Consider the following 21,400-nt stretch of genomic DNA (forward strand, 5'->3'; position numbering starts at 1 on the left):
TCCTAATTCATCTGGAGTGGAAATCATGTTGCAAGGTAAAACAGCTTTGGTCACGGGTTCAACCAGCGGTATTGGTCTGGGCATTGCCAAGGCCTTGGCCAAACAAGGCGCCAACATCGTTTTGAACGGTTTCGGCGACGCCGAAGGCCCCCAGAAAGAAATCGCCGCACTGGGCGTGAAAGTCGCCTACCACGGCGCCGACATGAGCAAAGCCGGCGAAATCGAAGCCATGATGAAGTTCGCGGCCGACACATTTGGCCGCGTGGACGTCCTGGTCAACAACGCCGGTATCCAGCATGTGGCCAAAGTCGAAGACTTTCCCGTCGAACGCTGGGACGCCATCATTGCGATCAATCTGACCAGCGCATTCCACGCCACCCGCCTGGCCTTGCCTGCCATGAAGGCATCCAACTGGGGCCGCATCATCAACGTGGCCTCGATCCACGGCCTGGTGGGTTCTGCAGAAAAATCAGCTTATGTGGCCGCCAAACACGGCGTGGTCGGTTTGACCAAAGTCACCGCGCTGGAAAACGCCACCACCGGCGTGACCTGCAACGCCATTTGCCCCGGCTGGGTGTTGACCCCTCTGGTGCAAAAGCAGGTGGACGCCAAAGCTGCGGCCATGGGCCTGTCCAACGAAGAAGCCAAAAAGCTGCTGCTGCAGGAAAAAGAGCCATCCATGCAATTCACCACCCCCGAAGAACTGGGGGAGTTGGCTGTCTTCTTCTGCTCGCCTGCAGGCAACAACGTGCGCGGTGTGGCCTGGAACATGGACGGCGGCTGGACCGCTCAGTAAACGGCGTTATTGACGACTTTTTAAAATAATCTCACCATGACTGCACCTACCTCCCGCTTGGACAAGATCGTCATCGTCGACGACGACGCACGCATTCGTGATCTGCTTCGCCGATTCTTGTCGCAAGAAGGTTTTGACGTTTTGTTGGCAGAAGACGGGCGCGCTTTGGACCGCATCCTTCAGCGCGAGACCATCGATCTGCTTGTGCTCGACTTGATGCTGCCTGGGGAAGACGGCTTGAGCATTTGCAAACGACTTCGCGGCAATGGCACCAAAATTCCAGTGATCATGCTGACCGCCAAAGGCGAAGATGTGGACCGCATCAACGGCCTGGAAATTGGTGCAGACGATTACTTGGGCAAACCCTTCAACCCCCGCGAACTGCTCGCGCGGATCCATGCTGTCTTACGCCGCAGGCCTCAGGCTGAAGTCCCCGGAGCGCCTGCCAACGACAAAGAAGTCATCACGTTCGGCGAATTCTCACTGGATCTGGGTGTGCGTGCGCTCAGTAAAAACGGGCAAGACATTCCACTGACCACGGGTGAGTTCGCGATGCTCAAAGCACTGGTGCGCCACCCTCGCCAAGCCCTCAGTCGGGACAAGTTGGCACAACTGGCTCGCGGCCGTGAATTTGAACCGTTTGACCGCAGCTTGGATGTTCAGGTTTCACGTTTGCGCAAAATGATTGAGCTCGATCCAGCTTCGCCCAAAATCATCCAAACCGTTTGGGGGGTGGGCTATGTCTTCGTCCCCGATGGCCAATCGTGAGCCCCGCTGAAGTCACATTGCCGGAAAACGTTGCGCTGACAACCACGACACCGCGCAGGCTGAAATTCAGCCTGTTTTGGCGCACGTTTGTCTTGCTGGCGTTGTTGATCCTGTGCAGCAGCTTGGTTTGGTTGCAACTTTTTCGCACACAAGAGTACGAGCCACGCATCATGCGCAATGCGCACCAGATTGCCACGGTCGTGAACCTGACCAAAACCGCCTTGACGCACAGCGACGCCATTGCCCGCGTGTCATTGCTCAAGACCCTGGCCGATGAGGAAGACGTCAATATCCAAACGCGAGAGCCCAACGACCGCATCGAGGTGTTTGGTGAAACCGCGATGGAGAAACAACTCGCGCAGGAAATGATCAACCGACTCGGTGAAGGCACTGCGGTCGCCTCCAGCGTGAACGAAAAATCGGGCTTGTGGGTGGGCTTCACCATTGAACGCGACAGTTACTGGCTCCAAATGGACCCCGAGCGACTCAAGCCATTGGGCGGAACAACCTGGCTGGTGTGGTTCAGCATGGCCATCGCACTGTCCTTGACAGGGGCTGCCATCATGGCTGGCTTGATGAACCGCCCCCTCAAAAGACTCTCTTATGCGGCCAGTCAGGTCAGAGAAGGACACTTCAACACCTCCACGCTGGACGAGCACGCCGCCACCAGCGAAATCCGCGAAGTCAACATTGGGTTCAACCGCATGGCCGAGCGGCTGGCCAAGATCGAAGCCGAACGCGCCTTGATGCTGGCAGGCATATCCCACGACTTGCGCACGCCACTGGCTCGCTTGCGGCTTGAAACCGAGTTGAGTGTGGCCGACCCCGAAACCCGTGAACTCATGGCGGGCGACATCGCCCAGTTCGACGAAATCATCGACAAATTCCTCGACTACGCGCGGCCTGAGCCAACCAATCTGGGGCCGGTGCTGTTGTCGGGCGTGGTGAGCCGCTGCATTTCCCCCTGGCGCAACAATCCGCGGTTTGAAATTTCGGTGGATGTCGCCGAAGACCTGCATGTCAAAGCCGAAACCGTCGAGCTGGGTCGCGTCTTGTCCAACCTGCTGGAAAACGCCCGTCGTTACGGCCAAAGCCCCAGCGATGGTGTGACCCGTGTCGAGATCGTGGCCCGCGTGCACGATGGCTGGGTGCTGTTGCGTGTGCGTGACCAAGGTCCTGGCGTGTCCGAAGAAACCTTGAAAAACCTGACCCAGCCCTTTTACCGAGGCGACACCGCACGCACCTCGGCCACTGGATCAGGCCTTGGACTGGCGATTGTGGAGCGCTCGGTGCAGCGCATGGGCGGCACCTTTTCGGTGTTCAACAACAGCTCAGGCGGTTTGATGGCCTTGATGAAATTCAGGCAGGTCGAGGCGGGTTAAAGCCTGTGGTGGATGGACCCCGGTTCAAGCCCGGGGTGACAAGCAAGGATCTGTCATGCAGGGCTTGATCCGGCACCCAAGCAAGGATCTGTCATGCCGGACTTGATCCGGCATCCAAGCACGCGTCTGTCATGCCGGACTTGATCCGGCATCCATCTCCCGGCATCGTCCAGCTGCCCCACAGAAGTCCGACTGGGCACAACACGCCATCAGCGCTTTTCCAGCAACACCACGGCCCGCGCTTCCATGCTTTGGCCCATGCCCACGGGTCCCAGCTTCTCGGCCGTTTTGGCTTTCACATTGACCTGATCGGGCTGCACACCCAGCGCCTTGGCCACCGAGGCGTTCATCGCGGCCATGTGCGGTGCCAGCTTGGGGGCTTGAGCGATCACGGTGCTGTCCACGTTGACCAACTCATAACCGGCCGCACGCACCCGGCGCATGGCCTCGGCCAGCAAGACCGACGAGTCAGCGCCCTTGAACTGCGCGTCCGTGTCCGGAAAATGCCGCCCGATGTCGCCCAGCCCCGCCGCGCCCAACACCGCATCGGTGATGGCATGCAAAAGCACATCGGCATCTGAATGTCCCAGCAGCCCTGCTGTGTGGGGAATTTGCACCCCGCCCAAAATCAGCTTGCGCCCCGGCACCAGGGCATGCACATCCCAGCCTTCACCGATTCTGAAACTCATGCTCTGCTCCCCAAAATGGCTTCGGCCAAGGCGAAATCGGCCGGGTAAGTGACTTTGAAATTCTGCGCCGTGCCTTCGACCAAGCGCGGCTGGAGGCCCAAACGCTCCATCGCGCTGGCCTCGTCGGTGATGTCCGCAAAACCACTGGCCGCCACCGCCGCCAGCGCATCGTGCAAAGCCTGGAGGCGAAACATCTGCGGCGTTTGCGCCAACCATTTGTGCTCACGCGGCACCGTGGCCAGCACGCGACCGCCTTCTTCGCTTTTGAGTGTGTCAGGCAAAGGCAGGGCCAGCAGGCCGCCGACCGCGTCACCCTGGCAAGTCTCGATCAAGCGGGACACCGACTCGGGCGACACCAGACAACGCGCGGCATCGTGCACCAGCACCCAGTCTTGGGGGTCAAGGCCTGCGGCCAACATGGCTTGCAGGCCGTTGAACACGCTCGCGGCACGTGTAGCACCACCACAGGCCACGCGCTGGAAATGCGCTGGCCAGCCTTGCTCGGCCCATACATGCCCATCATCGGGCGACAAAATCACCCAGCCACTGGCCAGTTGAGGCACCTGCGCCAAGGCCTGCACGGTGTGCATGACCATGGGCTGCCCAGCCACCTGCTGGTATTGCTTGGGTTGCACCGTGCCAGCACGGCTGCCCATGCCCGCACAAGGGATGAGGGCGTGAAAACGGGTCGAAGGGGTGCGATCGGTCATAAGTTGACATTGTAGTTTTGCAGGTCGGTGGCTTCGGCCCCGACAAATGCCGTCGGTCCATCAAGCCCTGTCGGGGCTGAAGCCGCCAACCTAGCGAAGACTGTGCCCAATGCGCGCACCATGCTCATGAACAGCGCAAAGCTTCTAAAATCACATTCGTTCGACATGTCCACACCCCCCTCCTTTTTGGCGGGGGGTGTTCTGCTTTTTTCATCGCCTTTGCCCATCTCCACCATGCAACTGCCCAGCCTGATTTCCGGCAAACGTTTCACCCTGCCCCGCCCTGTCGGATCAGCCGATGCCGTGCTGCTGGCCCAGCTGGCCGAGCGCGAAAAAAAGGCCGGCAAACTCACCGCCATCATCACCAGCGACGCGGCCGACGCCCAGCGCCTGATGGACGAGCTGGTGTTTTTTGCGCCCGGCCTGCGCTGCGTGATGTTCCCCGACTGGGAAACACTGCCCTACGACACCTTCTCGCCGCACCAGGATTTGATCAGCGAGCGCTTGGCCACGCTCTGGCGCATCAAGCAGCGTAACCACGAAGAAAGCGCCGACGTGGTGCTGGTGCCTGCCACCACCGCGCTGTACCGGCTGGCACCGCCGTCCTTTTTGGCGGGCTACACCTTCGAGTTCAAGGTCAAGCAAAAGCTGGACGAAGCCCAGCTCAAGGCCCAGTTGACACTGGCGGGCTACTCGCATGTGAGCCAGGTGGTCAGCCCCGGCGAATACGCGGTGCGTGGCGGCTTGATTGACCTCTTCCCCATGGGCTCGCTGGTGCCTTACCGGGTGGATCTGTTCGACGACGAGATCGACTCCATTCGCACCTTCGACCCCGACAGCCAGCGCAGCCTCTACCCCGTGCCCGAGGTGCGGCTCTTGCCGGGTCGCGAGTTTCCGATGGACGAGGCGGCACGTGCGCGCTTTCGCAGCCGCTGGCGCGAACTGCTCGAAGGCGACCCGACCAAAAGCCGCATCTACAAAGACATGGGCAACGGCGTGGCCACGGCGGGCATTGAGTACTACCTGCCGCTGTTTTTTGAAGAAACCGCCACGGTGTTTGACTACCTGGGCGCTGGGCAAGCGGACGCGGCCACCGTGGTGCTGCACGGCGATCTGGAACCCGCCTTTCAACGCTTTTGGCAAGACACCCGCGACCGCTACCGCCTGGTGCAGGGCGACCCCGAGCGGCCTGTGCTGCCGCCCGATGCGCTGTTTTTGAGCGCTGAGCAGTTCTACACCCTGACCAACGGCCACGCCCAATTGGCTTTGCGGGCAGGCACAGCCGATGTGGCCGACAACGCCTTGGCTCAAGCTCTGCCCGAGCTGACGGTGGTGCGCGGTGCCGAAGACCCATTGGCCCGACTGCAAGCCCACATCCACAGCGGCAAAACTCGCGTGCTGATCCTGGCCGAAAGCGATGGCCGCCGCGAAAGCCTGCTCGACTTTGTGCGCTCCAGCGGCCTCACGCCCCCGGTGTTTGACAGCCTCGAAGAGTTTTTGACCAGCAACGAAAAAGTCGGCATGGCCACGGCAGCACTGGTCAGCGGTTTTCATTGGTTTGAGCACGACATTGACCTCGTCACCGAAACCGAACTCTTTGCCGCAGGCCCGACCACACGCCGCCGCAAAAAGCAGGAACAGGTCAGTGATGTCGAAGCGCTGATCAAAGACCTGAGCGAACTCAACGTGGGCGACCCGGTGGTGCACAGTGCCCACGGCATTGGCCGCTACCGGGGTCTGGTCAACATGGACATGGGCCAGAAGAACCCCGATGGCACGCCCGCCTTGCAGGAGTTTTTGCACCTCGAATACGCCGACCAAGCCACGCTGTATGTGCCCGTGAGCCAGCTGCAACTGATTGGCCGATACACGGGCGTGAGCGCCGACGAAGCGCCGCTGCACAAGCTGGGCTCGGGCCAATGGGAAAAAGCCAAGCGCAAAGCGGCTGAGCAGGTGCGCGACTCAGCGGCCGAATTGCTCAACATTTACGCACGACGCGCTGCCCGCGAAGGTCACCCTTTCCGCTACAGCCCGCAAGACTACGAAACCTTTGCCAACGACTTCGGCTTTGAAGAAACCGCTGACCAAAAGGCGGCCATCCACTGCGTCATCCAAGACATGATCAGCCCCCGCCCCATGGACCGGCTGGTCTGCGGCGATGTGGGCTTTGGCAAGACCGAGGTCGCGCTGCGGGCCGCCTTTGTGGCTGTCACGGGCGGCAAGCAAGTGGCACTGCTGGCGCCCACCACGCTGCTGGCCGAGCAGCACTACCAAACGCTCAAAGACCGCTTTGCCAAATGGCCCGTCAAGGTGGCCGAAGTCTCGCGCTTCAGGTCGGGCAAAGAGGTCACTGCGGCTCTCAAAGGCATCGCCGATGGCACGGTGGACATCGTGGTCGGCACGCACAAGCTGCTGAGCGAATCCACCAAGTTCCATGACCTGGGCTTGCTCATCATCGACGAAGAGCATCGCTTTGGCGTGCGCCACAAAGAGGCCATGAAAGCCCTGCGCGCCGAGGTGGATGTGCTCACGCTCACGGCCACCCCCATCCCCCGCACCATGGGCATGGCCTTGGAAGGCCTGCGCGATCTGAGCGTGATTGCCACCGCACCGCAACGCCGCCTGGCCATCAAAACCTTTGTGCGCAACGAAGGCACGGGCGTGATCCGCGAGGCGGTGCTGCGCGAACTCAAACGCGGCGGGCAGTGCTACTTTTTGCACAACGAGGTCGAGACCATCGAAAACCGCCGCCAGAAGCTCGAAGAAATCCTGCCCGAAGCCCGCATCGCCGTGGCCCACGGCCAGATGCCCGAACGTGAGCTGGAGCGCGTCATGCGCGACTTTGTGGCCCAGCGCTACAACATCTTGCTGTGCTCGACCATCATCGAGACCGGCATCGACGTGCCCACGGCCAACACCATCGTGATTTCACGCGCCGACAAGTTCGGCCTGGCCCAGCTGCACCAGTTGCGCGGGCGCGTGGGTCGCTCGCACCACCAAGCCTATGCCTATTTGATGGTGCCCGAGATCGAAGGCCTGACCAAACAAGCCGCCCAACGGCTCGACGCGATCCAGCAAATGGAAGAACTGGGCAGCGGTTTTTACCTGGCCATGCACGACCTGGAGATTCGTGGCGCGGGCGAAGTGCTGGGCGAAAACCAGAGCGGCAACATGCTCGAAGTGGGCTTTCAGCTCTACAACGAAATGCTGTCCGAGGCGGTGCGCAGCTTGAAAGCAGGCAAAGAACCCGACCTGCTCAGCCCCCTGTCGGTCACGACCGACATCAACCTGCATGCCCCCGCCCTGCTGCCCAACGATTACTGCGGCGACGTGCACCTGCGCTTGTCGTTCTACAAAAAACTGGCCACCGCCAAAACCAGCGACCAGATCGACGCCCTGCTCGAAGAGCTGGTCGACCGCTTTGGCAAACTCCCCCCCCAAGCGCAAACGCTGGTGGATGTGCACCGCCTGCGCGTGCTGACCCAGCCCTATGGCGTCATCAAGGTCGATGCCGCCCCGGGCATCATCCAGATCACCTTCAAACCCAACCCGCCCGTGGACCCCATGGCCATCATCGGCCTGATTCAGAAGAACAAACACATCAAACTGGCGGGCAACGACAAGATCCGCATCGAACGCGAACTGCCCGACCCCAAGGCGCGGGCGCAGATGGTGCGGGATGTGTTGCGCTCATTGGGTCAGCCTAAAACCGAAACCGCCCCAGCCTGAGTCCTTTCAACGATCTTCGATAATCCTGACCCATGACCACCGTTACCGAATTTGCCCCTGGCCTTGCCATTCAAGGCTTCACCGCTCCCCTGTCTCTGTCCCAGTTCAAGCTGATCGCGTTTGACATGGACTCCACGCTCATCAGCATCGAGTGCATCGACGAGATCGCTGATGCCGTGGGCCGCAAGGCCGAAGTGGCCGCCATCACCGAAGCGGCCATGCGCGGCGAGATCACCGACTTCAAAGAGAGCCTGCGTCGCCGCCTGGCCCTGCTCAAGGGCGTGACGCTGGCCGACATGGAACGCGTTTACACCGAGCGCCTGAAGATCAACCCCGGTGCGGCCGAGCTGATTACCGCTTGCCAAAAAGTGGGCATGAAGGTCTTGCTGGTGTCTGGCGGTTTCACCTTCTTTGCCGACCGCGTCAAAGCGCGTTTGAACATCGACTTTGCCCGCTCGAACAGGCTGGAGATCGTGAACGGCGAACTAACGGGCGGCTTGGTGATGCAAAGCTGGGGCGACATCTGCGACGGCGCAGAAAAACGCCGCACCCTGCTCGAAGTCGCATCGCTGCTGGGCATCGAGCCACACGAGTGCATCGCCATGGGCGACGGCGCGAACGACCTGCCCATGATGGGCGCTGCCGGTTTGTCGGTGGCCTACCACGCCAAACCCAAAGTGCGTGAGCAGGCCATGGTCGCCATTCATGAAGGTGGGCTGGATCGATTGCTGGAAGTCGTCAAACCCTGAGCTGAAGCAGGCATGGACCCCGCATCCAGTGCGGGGTGACAGACATGAGCCAGTGACTGCCGTCACTACGCCCATGTCATGCCGGACCTGATCCGGCATCCATGCATGAACAAGCGCTCCTACAGCGCAACGGCTGCAATATGCCTTGTCATGCCGGACTTGATCCGGCATCCACCCATGAACAAGCGCTCCAACAGCGCAAGAGCCGCAATATGCCTTGTCATGCCGGACTTGATCCGGCATCCATGCATGACCTAGCGCATCAACGGCGCAAAGGACGCAGCAAGTCCTTGAGGCCGTTGTGGTCGATCTCTTGCATCAGACGCAGCAGCTGACCGACCTCGCCTTTGGGAAAGCCCTCCCGCGCAAACCAATTGAGGTAGTTGCCGGGCAAGTCGGCGATCAGCACGCCCTTGTGTTTGCCAAAGGGCATGGGCGTGTTCACCAGCTTGAGCAGGTCGTCGGGCTTCATGCCGCACCCCAGAGCCATGCACGCACACGGGCATGAAACGCTTCGGGCCGGGAAATCATGACCCAATGCCCACAGGGCAAGCCTTGCACAGCGCTGCCAGGGGTGGCGGCAATTTTTTCAAGCCATTGGGCGGAATGGAACATGAAGGGCTTGCGCTCGCCATAGACAAACAAGAGCGGCATCGGCAATTGAATTGGCGCCGCCTGCTTGAAACCACTCGCCGTGCCGAACCACTGCATGGCGTAGGGGTAGTTCATTTTGTGGGTGATGGTGGCCGGATCGGTGGGGCAGCGCAGCCAGCGGGCCATGGCGCGGGTCATGCGGATGCCCAAGTCACCGCCCAACTTCCAGGCCAGGGCCAGCCACACTTGGTAGCCCATGACCGACAACTTTTCCTTAGCTCCCCAACTGCGCAGCAAAGCCCCAGAGTTGTGGTCACCCACGTCCACCGCCACCACGCGGGCCACGCGCCCAGCGTGTCGCATGGCGAATTCGTAGCCAAAAATGCAGCCCCAGTCGTGCAGCATCAGCGTGACAGGCTGGTCGGGGCTGATGCGGTCCACCGCCTGGCGCAGCAGTTGGCACATGTCGTCCAAGCTGGTCGCCGCAGGGCCGGTCTCAAAGCCGGGCAGCGTCAGGCGGGCGCAGGTGGCGCGGTCTTGCAGTGCGGCCACGGTGCCATCCCACAGGGCGCGGGTGTCTGGCCAGCCGTGCAGCATCAGCACGACTTCATCGCCCTCACCTTGCAGCCAGACTTCGGTGCCGTTGACATCGATGCACAGCTCGGTGCCGGTTCTGACGGGTTCGATGTCGTTGGAGGACCGTTCTTGAGACATGTTGATGTCGTCCCGCACTCGATGCGGGATCCATGGTGATGAAGAAATGGACCCCGGATCAAGTCCGGGGTGACAGGTTCACGCGTTTCGGGGTGACAAGTTCACGCGTTTCGGGGTGACAGGTTCATGCGATTCGGGGTGACGAAGAGAGTCAAAGCGCTTTGGCCAGGCGCGCCACGCCTTCGAGGATCTTGTCTTCGCCCACGGTGGCAAAGCTCAGGCGGAAGGTGGCATTGTCCGGATTGGCGCAGAAGAACGGCGTGCCCGGCACAAAGGCCACGCCGTTGTCGATGGCGCGCTTGGCGAACACATTGCCGTCAGCCACCTTGCCGCCTGCGCCCGTGAGGCGCGCCCACACGAACAAGCCGCCTTGCGGCTGCACAAACTCGACCGCATCGCCCAACTCACGGCGCAACGCGTCGCCCATGGTTTGGGCGCGCTTTGCATAGACGGCACGCACTTTGTCCAGCGTGGCGGGCATGCGACCGGCTTTCAAGTATTGCGCGGCCGTGGCCTGTGCAAAGGTGCTGGTGTGCGCGTCGCTGAATTGCTTGCACATGGTGGCGCGGGCCAACAGCTCGGCAGGCGCGATCATCCAGCCCACACGCAGGCCGGGCGACAAGACTTTGGACAGTGAGCCGCAATGCACCAGCAATTCGCGGCTGCCAGGCACCGAGGCGCTCATGGCCAACAGGCTGGGCGGCGGGGCTTCACCAAAGTACAAATCACCATAGGGGTCGTCTTCCACGATCAGGGTCTGGTGCTTGACGGCCATCTCCAGCACCTGTTGGCGGCGCTCTGCGCTGAGCAAGGCCCCGCTGGGGTTGCCAAAGGTGGGAATCAAATAAACAAACTTGGGCTTGTGCTCGGCGATCAGCTTTTCCAGTTCGTCAGTCTTCACGCCGTGACCGTCCACCGGGGCGCTGATGAGCTCGGCCCCATACAAACGGAAGCACTGGATGGTGGCCAAAAAGGTCGGGCCTTCCACGATCACCTTGTCGCCGGGGCTGATCATGGTCTTGCCGATCAAATCGAGCGCTTGTTGGCTGCCAGTCGTCACGATCAGCTGCTCTGCGGTGACGTCTTTGGCGCCCTTTTGGGCCATGAAGTGGGCCAGTTGCTCGCGCAGCGGACCAAAGCCTTCGGTCGCGCCGTATTGCAGGGCAGCGCCCGGGTCTTGCGCCAAAGCAGCATTGCTGGCTTCGCGGATGCCCTCCACGTCAAACATCGCGCTGTCGGGAAAGCCGCCCGCAAAACTGATGATGCCCGGCTTGCCCAAGAGCTTGAACAGCTCACGGATGGCGGAGGTTTCGACGTTGTTCAGGCGGTCGGCAAATTGCAAAGACATGGTGGTGTATCTTCCCGGGTTGAATTGGCCCTCATTTTGCCAACATCCAAAGACCATGAAGCCCGCACAGATCGAATCTTTTTTTGCCACGCTGCAAGCCGCCAACCCCATGCCTGTGACCGAGCTGGAATACACCAGCGTCTTTGAGCTGCTGGCCGCCGTGCTGTTGTCGGCCCAGGCCACCGACGTGGGCGTGAACAAGGCCACACGCAAGTTGTTCCCGGTAGCAGGCTCGCCGCAAAAAATTCTGAACCTCGGGCTGGAGGGGCTGGAGGGCTACATCAAGACCATTGGCCTGTACCGCAGCAAAGCCAAACACCTGATGGAGACCTGCCGCATTTTGGTGGAGCAGCACGGCGGCCAGGTGCCCCGCAGCCGTGAAGCCCTGGAAGCACTGCCCGGGGTGGGCCGCAAAACGGCCAATGTGGTGCTCAACTCGGCCTTTGGCGAAGCGACCATGGCGGTGGACACGCACATCTTCCGCATGGGCAACCGCACGGGCCTGGCACCGGGTAAAACGCCTTTGGAAGTGGAACTCAAACTGCTCAAGCGCATCCCGGCCAAGTACTTGGTGGACGCACACCATTGGCTGATCTTGCACGGCCGCTATGTGTGCCAAGCGCGCAAGCCGATGTGCGGGCAGTGCTCGGTGTCGGCATTTTGCGATTTCAAGCTCAAAACAACTTGAAATCAATCCGATTTTCGGCGTACTTTGGTGCTCTCATCCAGTCATCAGGTGACCCTGTCGACAGGTAAAATCCCTCATGAAAATGGCCGCATCTCGCGGTCCGTGCCTTGAAGGCACATTCCTTCCGCTTGCAAGATCGTCACCCGGCGTGAGCACACCGCCCAAGCTTCTTGGGAGCGGCCAGCCTTGCCATTCGATTCCAAACCGATACGTCCATGACGCGAGCCCTGCCGCGTGCCCACCTCAACAGTTCCAGACTTGTGCGTTTTCTGACCGAGAACGCCATGATCGAGGCCGTCCAAGCCACGGAAGATGTGGGCCAAAAACTGGGCGACTGGCTGGATTTTCGCCAGGCCATTGCCTTGCACGGCCTGCTGAACCCCGAGCCGCAAGCGCCTGCCACGCTGCCTGCACACCAGCGCCGCGCAGGCCTGATGACGCCCGAGGCCTTGGGCCGACACGTCGAAAAATTCAAAGCCGCGCTGGAGCAGTCCATCGCGCAAGGCGCCCCCTCGGGCACCGGGCTGACCCGCATCGACATGCCACCGGCCACACTCGATGAGCCGATCGAGCCCAAGATCGCCTTTGAGCCCTACCGGCGGTTTTATGCGGCGCACCAGCGCCAGATGGAAAACCAAGTTCGCACCCTGCGCTCGCAACTGCGAGGCCAGCTGGCCAAAAGCTCGCCCGCCTTGCAGCAATTGGCAGCGCTGGACGCCAGTTTTGAAAACATCCTCAGCGAGCGCGAAGCGATGCTGCTGGGCAAAGTGCCAAAGCTGCTGGAAAAACGCTTCACGCAAGCCCTCAAACAACACCTCAAGAAGCAGGCCGAAGCCTTGGCGGAAGACGTCAATGCCCCCCGCCTCAAGCCCGACGCCTGGCTTTTGCCCTGGCGCCAGCAAATGCGCACCGCCTTGCTGGCCGAGCTGGACACCCGGCTGCAACCGGCCCTGGGCCTGCTTGAAGCATTCAACCAAGAAAGCACTCCCTCTCCATGAACCGTCTGAGTCGACATTCGTTCCTGATCGCATTTGCACTTGGCGCATTGGCCGTCCTCTGGGTGGCTGCGGCGGTGGCCAGCAGCCACTTTCTGGTCTTGGTGATGACAGCGGTCATTGGCGCGGTGTATGTGTTTGCGGCACTGGAGCTGCGCCATTACCGCGACACCACTGCTGCACTGAACCAGGCCCTGAGCGACATCCCGGCCGATTTGCAACACCTGAGCGACTGGCTGATCACCCTGCCCGCCTCGCTGCAAAACGCCGTGCGCCAACGCGTTGAAGGCGAACGCCAAGGTTTGCCAGGTCCGGCGCTCACGCCCTATTTAGTGGGTCTCTTGGTCATGCTGGGCATGCTGGGCACGTTTTTGGGCATGGTGGTCACGCTCAATGGTGCGGTCTTTGCGCTCGAGGGCTCCAGCAACGTGGCGGGCATCCGCGCCGCATTTTCTGAACCCATCAAAGGCCTGGGCCTGGCCTTTGGCACCTCGGTCGCGGGTGTGGCCACCTCGGCCATGCTGGGCCTGATGAGCAGCTTGGCCCGCCGCGAGCGTGCCCATGCGAGCCAAACACTGGACAGCTGCATCGCCACGCAGCTGCGCGGCTTCTCGCTCACGCACCAGCGCCAGGAAACCTTCAAGGCCTTGCAACAACAATCGCAAGCCTTGCCCCAAGTGGTCACGCAACTGCAGGCCATGATGGTGCAGATGGCCCAGACCAGCGAGCAGATCAATGAACGCTTGATGGCCAATCAAAAAAGCTTTCACCAGGAAGTCCACACCGCCTACACAGGCCTGGCCCAATCGGTGGACCAGTCGCTGCGCACCAGCTTGAGCCAGAGCATGCAAGTGGCCAGCGATGGCATCCGCCCTGTGGTGCAGGCGACCATGACGCAGATGGCCGAGCAGGCGCAAAGCATGAACGACAAGCTCTTGCAAAACACCCAGCACCAGCTGGCCGAACTCAATGCCCAGTTCAGTGCCACGGCGGCAGGTGTGGCGCAAACCTACAGCACAGCGCTGGCCCAACACGAGGCCAGCAGCACCGGCATGCTCGAGCGCGTGGGCCAGACGCTCGACGGCTTCAGCCAGACATTTGAGCAGCGCAGCCAGTCGCTGCTGACCCATATACAGGCCGCTCAGGCCGAGCAGCAGAACCAGCAAGGCCATGCCGACCAGCAGCGCCTGGACGCCTGGAAAGCCTCGCTCGAGAGCCTGGCCACATCGCTGGGCAGCCAATGGCAAGCCTCGGGCAGCCAGACACTGGCCCAACAACAGGCCATTTGCGACACCCTCACCCAAACGGCCCAAGCCATCACCACCCAGGTGCAAAGCCAGGCCAGCCAGACGCTGGCCGACATCCAGCGCGTGCAGACCGAACACGCGAGCCAAGACCAGCAAAGGCTGGACGCCTGGAAGGCCTCGCTCGACGCCATGGCCGCCACGCTGCAAAGCCAATGGCAAAGCGCGGGCGACAAGACACTGGCGCAGCAACAGCAAATTTGCGACACGCTCACACACACCGCCACGCAGGTCACTGAACAGGTACAGGCCCGCACCAGCCAGACCCTGGCCGACATCCAACGTGTGCACAGCGAGCGCGAAGCCGCCGATCAAGTGCGTCTGAACGCCTTCACGGCCTCCTTGGAAAGCACCGCCGCCGCACTGGGCCAGCAATGGCAAACCTCAGGGGCACAGACGCTGGCACAACAGCAAGCCATCTGCGACACCTTGAGCCAGACCGCGCAAGCGATCACCACGCACACCCAGACGCAAGCCACGCAAACCCTGGCCGAAGTCACTCGCCTCATGGCCAGCAGCGAAGAGCTCATGCGTGCGCGCATCGCCTCCGAAGCGCAATGGGCGGCCCAACATACCCAGCGCTCGGAAGAACTCAGCGCCCTGCTGCGCACCGAACTGTCGGCCCTGCGCGAAGCCGAAGACGCGCGCGGCGAAGCCGCCGTGGCCCGCTTGAGCGAATTGCAAACCGCCGTGACCGCACACCTGAGCACTTTGGGCACCGCGCTGGAAGACCCGATCACCCGCCTGATTGAGACGGCATCCGAAGCGCCCAAGGCCGCCGCTGAAGTCATTGGCCAGCTGCGTCAGGAAATCTCGGTCAGCGTGGCACGCGACAACGCCCTGCTCGAAGAGCGCACCCGCATTATGGACACCCTCAGCAATTTGCTGAATGCGATCAACCATGCATCGACTGAGCAGCGCAGCGTGATCGACAGCTTGGTCAGCTCATCGGCCGCCACCCTGAACCAGGCCAACAGCCAGTTCATCGAACACGTGAGCTGCGAGTCGGCCAAGCTTGGCGACATCGCCGCGCAAGTGACGGCCAGCGCCGTGGACGTGGCCAGCCTGGGCGAGACCTTCGCCTTTGCGGTGCGATCGTTCAACGAGACCAACGAAAAGCTGATGAACAACCTGCAGCGCATCGAGCAAGCCATGGACAAGTCCATGACCCGCAGCGACGAACAGCTGGCCTATTACGTGGCCCAAGCCCGCGAAATCATTGACCTGAGCATCACCTCGCAAAAAGACGTGCTGGAAACGCTGCAACAACACGCTGCGCAAGGAGCCGCGTGATGCTCGAACAAGACGCAGACGTCGAGTCCACCTCGCCGGTCTGGATCTCGTTTGCCGATCTGATGACCGGCCTGCTGGGCGCTTTTGTGTTGCTGCTGGTGGGTGTGATGGCCGCTCAGCTGGACATGGCCTCCAAGCTCGAAAACGAGGTGCAAAAGCGCCAGATCGAAGAACAAAAGCGCATGTCGCTGGAAAAAGCCTTGGCCGTTCCGCTGGCCAGTGGGCGCATCACTTTGAACAATGGCCGCATCGGCATCAGCGGCAAGCTCTTGTTTGAACTGAACTCCGACAAGCTCGAACCCGAAGGCCGCAAATTGCTCAAAAGCCTGGTCGTGCCCTTGCGCAGTTATTTGCAGTCACGCGATGAAATGCTGATGGTCAGCGGCTTCACCGATGACCAGTCCATCAAGAGCCGCAATCGGCAGTTTGAAGACAACTGGGAACTGTCGGCCCAGCGCGCTTTGACGGTGACGCGGACCTTGATCGAAGAAGGCATGCCCTCGTCCATGCTGTTTGCTGCAGCCTTCGGGCAAGAACAACCGCTGGTGGCCAACAACAACGAAAAAGCACGCGCCCAGAACCGCCGCGTGGAGATGGCGCCAGTGCCCAAATCCTCGAACGCCAGCAAGCCATGAACCAAGCCTTGTCCGCGTGCTCAGCCCTGGAGGCCTTGCAGACATCCCTGCGCGATGCTGGCGCTGCGCGCTTGGACGCGGTGGGCTGGCATTACATCGAAGTGCTCAGTCAGCGTGCTCGCGCACAAACCGGTCATGCGCAGGCTCTGCTGAACGACAAGTTGACCACGGCTTTGGCGCAATTCAAACGCAAATTGGATGAAGCCCCGCCAGCAGCCCAGGGTTCAGAGACATCACCCTCGCCTTTGGCCACGCTGCTCAGCGAGATGGCGCAGCACACCACAGCACCGCTGACTGCGCCGAGCACGCAGGCCAGCAAACCCAGCGCTTGGCGTGCGGAAAGCACCCAGGTTCAGCAGTTCAAAAAACAGCTGAACAAGATCAGTGTGCAAAAACAGGTGAAACAGGCCATAGCGATGGCGCCGCAAAATGCGGGGCCCATCAACTCACACATGCTGGTGTTGCGCTCTCTGGGTCTGATGCGCGATGCGTCACCGGATTACCTGAACCGGTTCATCAACTATGTGGACACCTTGCTCAGCCTGGAGGAGGCAGGCAAGGCCGCAGCATCACCGAAGAAAAGCACCTCGGTGGTGAAAGCCAAAAAGTGAGCTTCAGCGGCCGAGCTGCGCCAAAGCAGCTTGCAAACCGGCCAGGCCACCCACGCGCTGGTCGTTGATGAAAATTTGCGGCATCTGGCGAACCGATGGACCACATTTTTCATAGAAAGCCATGCGCTCTTCTTCGCTGTCGATCTTGATTTCTTCAAAAGCCAACGACTTGGTCTTGAGCACCATCTTGGCGGACTCGCATTGGGGGCATGCGGACTTGGAGTAAACGACGATTTTGAGTTCCATGGGCCAGATTCTAGCGGTCCCTCAGGCCGCGGCCAATCGGGCCAAAACCTGTGGCGCAAAGTGCTGCTCAACGAAATCGGCCAAGCCGTCGAACACCGACTCCAGGGTGGGGGCCTGCGCACCAAAGAGGGCATGCAGCACCGCCGGACATTCGAACAGGCCGTGCAGATAGGTGCCCAAAATTTGCCCCTTGAACTGGCCGTCACCGCTTTGCCAAGCCAGCCCAGGCATGACTTCGTGCAGCACCGCGCCACCTGCCAGCATGGCGCTGTGGCCTTGGGTTTGGCCATGGTGGATTTCGTAGCCCGCGACTTCAACCCCGCTCAAAGCAGCCCATGCGCCATGCACCTGCCCGAACACGGCCTGGGTTTTCACCACAGTTTTGTCCTGTGCAAACTGCGTGACCAAGGGCAACAAGCCCAGACCCGGCGCATTGCCGTCAATGCCGTGGGTGTCGACAAGGGCTTCGCCCAGCATTTGCAGGCCACCGCAAATGCCCAGCACCGCCCCGCCCTTGCGAGCGTGGCTGGCCACGGCCGCATCCAGCCCCTGCTGGCGCAGCCAGGCCAAATCGCTGCTGGTGTGTTTGCTGCCGGGCAAGATCACCCAATCGCTGACCTGCAAACCCGCCAGGTCGGCAGGCGATCGCGCCCAGAGCAAACGCACGCCAGGCACGTTCTTGAGCGGCTGAAATTCATCCAAATTGCTGATGCGCGGGTAAGCGATCACGGCCACCGTGCGCGTCACCACCCCGTTGGCGCGGCTGCGGTCGTCGAACACGCCATCTTCTTCGGGCAGGCCGTGCTGCCACCACATGGGCAGCACCGCCACAGTGGGCACGCCGGTCAGTTGTTGCAGCATCTCGGGCGCCGGGGTCAGCAAGCGGGCATCGCCCCGGAACTTGTTGAGCACAAAGCCCTGAATGCGTTGCTGGTCCTCAGGTGGCAGCAGCGCCCAAGTGCCATACAAGTGGGCAAAGGCGCCGCCTTTGTCGATGTCGGTCACCAGCAGGCAGCGGGCCTTGGCGTGGCGGGCCACGCGCAGGTTGACGATGTCGCTGTGCATGAGGTTGATCTCGGCGGGCGAGCCTGCGCCCTCGATCACGACCACGTCGTTTTCGGCGATCAGTTCATCCAGCGCTGCCGCAATGGTGGGCCAGACTTTGTCGCTGCGTTCGTGCCAGGGCGTGTGGCTCAGTGCTTCGCTGACCTCGCCCAGCAGCACGACCTGGCTGTGCGTGTCGGCCTCGGGCTTGAGCAGCAAAGGGTTCATGCGCACATCGGGCTCAGCCCTGGCCGCCAGCGCCTGAAAGTATTGCGCGCTGCCGATCTCGCCCAGCCCACTGAGCCCGTTGGCACGGGCCACCACCCGGGCGTTGTTGCTCATGTTCTGCGCCTTGAAGGGCGCGACCTTGAGCCCCTGGCGGGCGTAATGGCGGCACAGCGCGGTGGTCAGCCAGCTTTTGCCCGCGCCGCTGGACGTGCCCAGCACCATGATGCAGCGCGCGGTCATGCGATGCGGGGCAAAACCACCCATTGGCCATCCAACGCACAAATGCGGATGCGGTGGTTGAAGACCGACTCGATGGCCGCGTGGGTCGCAGGATCGCTGCAAGCGCCGTGGTGGCGCACCAGGCCCTGGTCCAGAACAATGACTTCGTCGGCATGCAAGGCCATGCCGATCTCGTGCAACACACTCACCACGGTGGTGCCTTGCGCGATCAGGCAATGCACCTGCTCCAGCCAGTCCACTTGGTGCGGCGGGTCGAGGTTGGCCAAGGGCTCGTCCATCAGCATGAGCGGCGCATTGCCCGCCATGGCGCGGGCCAGCAGCACGCGCTGGCGCTCACCGCCCGAGAGTTCGCCCAGCGTGCGTTCGCGCCAATCCCAAGCTTGGGTGGCTTTCAGGGCGGCCTCCACCATCTCGGCGTCTTGGTCGGTGGGCGCGCCCAGCCAGCCTTGGTGTGGCAAGCGGCCCAACATGGCCACATCCCACACACGCAAATCCATCGTGCTGGCTTCGCCCTGCCCCAGCCAGGACAACTGCAAACCACGGTCACGGCGAGAAACAGTTTCGAGCGCTTGGCCCTGCCAGAGCACCTGCCCGCTGTGCGGCAGCAGCCCCGCCAGCGCTCTGAGCAAGGTGGATTTGCCCGCCCCGTTGGGGCCAACCACGCAGGTCCAGCGGCCTGCAGCGATCTGAAGGTCAAGGCCGTTCAGCACGCTGCGGCCGCCCAGGTCCACCTGCAGTTGTCGGGTTTGAAGGGCGAAGCTCATGGCGCTGCGCCTGCACTGCGGTGCGTGTCCCGGTACACGCGCCACAACAGATAGCCGCCGCCCAGCACCGCCGTGAGCACGCCCACTGGCAACTCTTGCGGCGCAAACAGCACGCGGGCCAGCACATCGGCCAAGCCCAACAAAGCGCCGCCCATGAGCGCGGCCAGCAGCAAGCGCCACGCGTGGGTGCAGCGCACCAGAGAACGCACAAGGTGCGGTGCCGCCAGACCCACAAACGCCACCAGCCCGATGTGCGCCACAGCAGCCCCCGTGGCCAGAGAAATCACCCCCACCAACACCAGGCGCGCAGAACGCAGCGGCACGCCCAATGTTTGCGCCGTGGACTCGCCCAGCGTCAAGGCATCCAGCACGCGGGCAAAGGTCCAGGCCAGACCCGCACACAAGACCAGAACAAGGGCCATGGTGATGCAAGCCGTCCAGCTGACGAAAGCGGTGGAGCCCAGCATGAAGCCCTGCATGGCTTGTAGCACCTGCGGCTGCAGCAAAGACAGCATCGAGGTGACTGCACCCAAAACCACCCCCACCACCACACCGGCCAGCAGCAAACGCAGGGTCTGCTGCACGCCACGCGCCAGCAGCAAAGTCAGAATAACGGCCAACACGGCCCCCACAAAGGCCGTGCCTGTGAGGCCCAAGCCCATCCACCCGGTCATGGCCCAGGCGCTGCCACCGAACAAGCTCAAAAAAGTGCCCACGCCCAGCGATGCGCCCGAGGCACTGCCCAGCAAATACGGATCGGCCAGCGGGTTGCGAAACAGCCCCTGTGCAACAGCACCGGCCAGGCCCAGCAAGCCACCGCCCAACCATGCACCCAAGCTGCGCGGCAAGCGGATGTCAAAAACAATTTGCTGTGACACCGCATCGGCCTGCGCGGACCACCAAGCCTGCCAGCCCTGGCTGCCTGCCGCTGTGCCCAGCAGCACCGTGACCACACCGACCACCAGCAGCAGCACGGCCCAGCGTTGCGCACGGGACGGATCGCTCATCGCCCTGCCCCTGCAGCTTTGTTCAGGCAATCGGCCATGAGCCTGGCGCCTTCGGCCATGCGCGGGCCGGCACGCACCAGCATGTCGGACTCGGCTGGCTTGAACACACAAATGCGTTGCGCCTGCATGGCACGCAAGGCCGGCCAACCCGGGCGCTGCGCCATGCTGGCGCGGCTGCTGTCGCCCACCATGATCACGTCAGGCTGGGCACGCACCACGAACTCGGGATTGACCTGTGGGAACGGCCCCATCGAAGCCGGCAAGATGTTGCCCACCCCCATGCGCGTGAGTGTTTCGCCGATGAATGACGCTTCGCTGGCCCCGTAAGGCGCAGAGCTGACTTCAAAATACACCCGCTGTTGGCGTGCCTGCGGGCTGAGTGACTGCACGGCGGCTTGTACGCCCGACTCGATCTCGCGCCAAACGCGTTCGCTCTGGGCGGGGGACACCCCCAAGGCATCGCCCACGGTGCGCAGCACGCGCTGTGCATCCGCATGGGTGCGCGGCTCCAGGCGCAACACCGTCAGGCCCAGGGCTTGCAGACGGTCTGCCCCTCGGGTCGAGCCCGCCGCCAAGACCAAGTCAGGCTTGAGCGCCACGATGCTTTCGATGTTCGGATCGATGCCACCGCCCACGCGGGGCACCTGCGCAATCGATGCAGGCCAGTTGGAATAACGGTCCACCCCGACCAAACGCTGGCAGGCACCCAACGCGCACACGGTTTCGGTCAGTGAAGGCAGCAAGCTCACGATGCGCTGCGGTGCTTTGCTGATCTCGATTTTTTGCTGGCGATCGTCTTGCACCGTCACCGCCAAGGCCCAAACGCTCGCCAGCAACAAAGCCAGGAACACGAGCAGCGTTCTCCA

The 21,400-nt window shown here is 62.0% G+C and carries 21 protein-coding genes; 10 read left to right on the forward strand and 11 right to left on the reverse strand.

Features of this window, described 5'->3' with window-relative positions:
* Positions 1-25: 25 nt before the first annotated feature.
* Genes B9Z43_RS03660 through B9Z43_RS03670 form a run of 3 tightly spaced genes read left to right on the forward strand, consistent with a single transcriptional unit; the run spans position 26 to position 2,946 of the window.
* Positions 26-796 (forward strand): 3-hydroxybutyrate dehydrogenase, encoded by a 771-nt coding sequence (locus tag B9Z43_RS03660; RefSeq protein WP_108323248.1) that lies wholly within the window; start codon positions 26-28, stop codon positions 794-796.
* 36 nt (positions 797-832) lie between these two features.
* Positions 833-1,564: a two-component system response regulator OmpR gene (gene ompR / locus B9Z43_RS03665; RefSeq protein WP_108322756.1), complete on the forward strand. Its 732-nt coding sequence runs from the start codon at positions 833-835 to the stop codon at positions 1,562-1,564.
* The gene (locus tag B9Z43_RS03670; protein WP_108322757.1) at positions 1,561-2,946 is read left to right on the forward strand and encodes an ATP-binding protein; all 1,386 of its coding nucleotides are present in this window, start codon (positions 1,561-1,563) and stop codon (positions 2,944-2,946) included. The genes ompR and B9Z43_RS03670 overlap by 4 nt, the downstream gene beginning before the upstream one ends.
* Positions 2,947-3,155: 209 nt before the next feature.
* On the opposite strand, the gene ispF is transcribed toward B9Z43_RS03670, so the two are convergent.
* The 3 genes from ispF to B9Z43_RS03685 are packed head-to-tail and all read right to left on the reverse strand — an operon-like array spanning position 3,156 to position 4,581.
* Positions 3,156-3,635: a 2-C-methyl-D-erythritol 2,4-cyclodiphosphate synthase gene (ispF, locus tag B9Z43_RS03675; protein WP_108322758.1), complete on the reverse strand. Its 480-nt coding sequence runs from the start codon at positions 3,633-3,635 to the stop codon at positions 3,156-3,158.
* Positions 3,632-4,345 carry a 2-C-methyl-D-erythritol 4-phosphate cytidylyltransferase gene (ispD, locus tag B9Z43_RS03680; protein WP_108322759.1) on the reverse strand — a complete coding sequence of 238 codons (714 nt, stop codon included), beginning with the start codon at positions 4,343-4,345 and terminating at the stop codon, positions 3,632-3,634. Before ispD ends, ispF begins: the two co-directional genes overlap by 4 nt.
* The gene (locus B9Z43_RS03685; RefSeq protein WP_108322760.1) at positions 4,342-4,581 is read right to left on the reverse strand and encodes a hypothetical protein; all 240 of its coding nucleotides are present in this window, start codon (positions 4,579-4,581) and stop codon (positions 4,342-4,344) included. Before B9Z43_RS03685 ends, ispD begins: the two co-directional genes overlap by 4 nt.
* On the opposite strand from B9Z43_RS03685, the gene mfd reads away from it, so the two are divergent.
* Positions 4,580-8,074 carry a transcription-repair coupling factor gene (gene mfd / locus B9Z43_RS03690; RefSeq protein WP_108322761.1) on the forward strand — a complete coding sequence of 1,165 codons (3,495 nt, stop codon included), beginning with the start codon at positions 4,580-4,582 and terminating at the stop codon, positions 8,072-8,074. The genes B9Z43_RS03685 and mfd overlap by 2 nt on opposite strands.
* Positions 8,075-8,106: 32 nt before the next feature.
* Positions 8,107-8,823, forward strand: a complete 717-nt coding sequence (gene serB / locus B9Z43_RS03695) for a phosphoserine phosphatase SerB (RefSeq protein ID WP_108322762.1) — start codon at positions 8,107-8,109, stop codon at positions 8,821-8,823.
* A 262-nt stretch (positions 8,824-9,085) separates the two neighbouring features.
* Here the strand turns inward: serB and B9Z43_RS03700 are convergent, their stop codons facing one another.
* The 3 genes from B9Z43_RS03700 to B9Z43_RS03710 form a co-directional block, all read right to left on the reverse strand.
* The gene (locus tag B9Z43_RS03700; protein WP_108322763.1) at positions 9,086-9,295 is read right to left on the reverse strand and encodes a DUF3820 family protein; all 210 of its coding nucleotides are present in this window, start codon (positions 9,293-9,295) and stop codon (positions 9,086-9,088) included.
* Positions 9,292-10,131: an alpha/beta fold hydrolase gene (locus B9Z43_RS03705; RefSeq protein ID WP_108323250.1), complete on the reverse strand. Its 840-nt coding sequence runs from the start codon at positions 10,129-10,131 to the stop codon at positions 9,292-9,294. Before B9Z43_RS03705 ends, B9Z43_RS03700 begins: the two co-directional genes overlap by 4 nt.
* 151 nt (positions 10,132-10,282) lie before the next feature.
* Positions 10,283-11,479, reverse strand: coding sequence for a PLP-dependent aminotransferase family protein (locus B9Z43_RS03710; protein WP_108322764.1), 1,197 nt, complete (start codon positions 11,477-11,479; stop codon positions 10,283-10,285).
* A 55-nt stretch (positions 11,480-11,534) separates the two neighbouring features.
* On the opposite strand from B9Z43_RS03710, the gene nth reads away from it, so the two are divergent.
* The 5 genes from nth to B9Z43_RS03735 all read left to right on the forward strand — a co-directional run bounded on the left by nth (position 11,535) and on the right by B9Z43_RS03735 (position 17,005).
* Positions 11,535-12,167 carry an endonuclease III gene (nth, locus tag B9Z43_RS03715; RefSeq protein WP_108322765.1) on the forward strand — a complete coding sequence of 211 codons (633 nt, stop codon included), beginning with the start codon at positions 11,535-11,537 and terminating at the stop codon, positions 12,165-12,167.
* Between the two features lie 215 nt (positions 12,168-12,382).
* On the forward strand, positions 12,383-13,165 hold the full coding sequence (locus tag B9Z43_RS03720; protein ID WP_108322766.1) for a DUF3348 family protein: 783 nt from the start codon (positions 12,383-12,385) through the stop codon (positions 13,163-13,165).
* Entirely contained in the window at positions 13,162-15,759 is a 2,598-nt protein-coding gene (locus B9Z43_RS03725) for a DUF802 domain-containing protein (RefSeq protein WP_233250006.1), read from the forward strand. Before B9Z43_RS03720 ends, B9Z43_RS03725 begins: the two co-directional genes overlap by 4 nt.
* Complete coding sequence (locus tag B9Z43_RS03730; RefSeq protein ID WP_108322767.1) at positions 15,759-16,394, forward strand: OmpA family protein; 636 nt, start codon at positions 15,759-15,761, stop codon at positions 16,392-16,394. Before B9Z43_RS03725 ends, B9Z43_RS03730 begins: the two co-directional genes overlap by 1 nt.
* Complete coding sequence (locus B9Z43_RS03735; protein WP_108322768.1) at positions 16,391-17,005, forward strand: DUF2894 domain-containing protein; 615 nt, start codon at positions 16,391-16,393, stop codon at positions 17,003-17,005. The genes B9Z43_RS03730 and B9Z43_RS03735 overlap by 4 nt, the downstream gene beginning before the upstream one ends.
* 3 nt (positions 17,006-17,008) lie before the next feature.
* On the opposite strand, the gene B9Z43_RS03740 is transcribed toward B9Z43_RS03735, so the two are convergent.
* From B9Z43_RS03740 to B9Z43_RS03760, 5 genes are read right to left on the reverse strand one after another with little or no spacing between them, the layout of a single operon-like run.
* Positions 17,009-17,251, reverse strand: a complete 243-nt coding sequence (locus tag B9Z43_RS03740) for a glutaredoxin domain-containing protein (protein ID WP_108322769.1) — start codon at positions 17,249-17,251, stop codon at positions 17,009-17,011.
* Between the two features lie 21 nt (positions 17,252-17,272).
* A complete protein-coding gene (locus B9Z43_RS03745) occupies positions 17,273-18,763 on the reverse strand; it encodes a cobyric acid synthase (RefSeq protein ID WP_108323254.1) in 1,491 nt (496 codons plus the stop codon).
* Positions 18,760-19,527, reverse strand: coding sequence for an ABC transporter ATP-binding protein (locus B9Z43_RS03750; RefSeq protein ID WP_108322770.1), 768 nt, complete (start codon positions 19,525-19,527; stop codon positions 18,760-18,762). The genes B9Z43_RS03745 and B9Z43_RS03750 overlap by 4 nt, the downstream gene beginning before the upstream one ends.
* A complete protein-coding gene (locus B9Z43_RS03755) occupies positions 19,524-20,534 on the reverse strand; it encodes an iron ABC transporter permease (protein WP_108322771.1) in 1,011 nt (336 codons plus the stop codon). The genes B9Z43_RS03750 and B9Z43_RS03755 overlap by 4 nt, the downstream gene beginning before the upstream one ends.
* Positions 20,531-21,385, reverse strand: a complete 855-nt coding sequence (locus tag B9Z43_RS03760; protein ID WP_233250007.1) for an ABC transporter substrate-binding protein — start codon at positions 21,383-21,385, stop codon at positions 20,531-20,533. Before B9Z43_RS03760 ends, B9Z43_RS03755 begins: the two co-directional genes overlap by 4 nt.
* Positions 21,386-21,400: the final 15 nt, after the last annotated feature.

This window comes from Limnohabitans sp. MMS-10A-192 (assembly GCF_003063335.1).
GTDB lineage: Bacteria > Pseudomonadota > Gammaproteobacteria > Burkholderiales > Burkholderiaceae_C > Limnohabitans_A.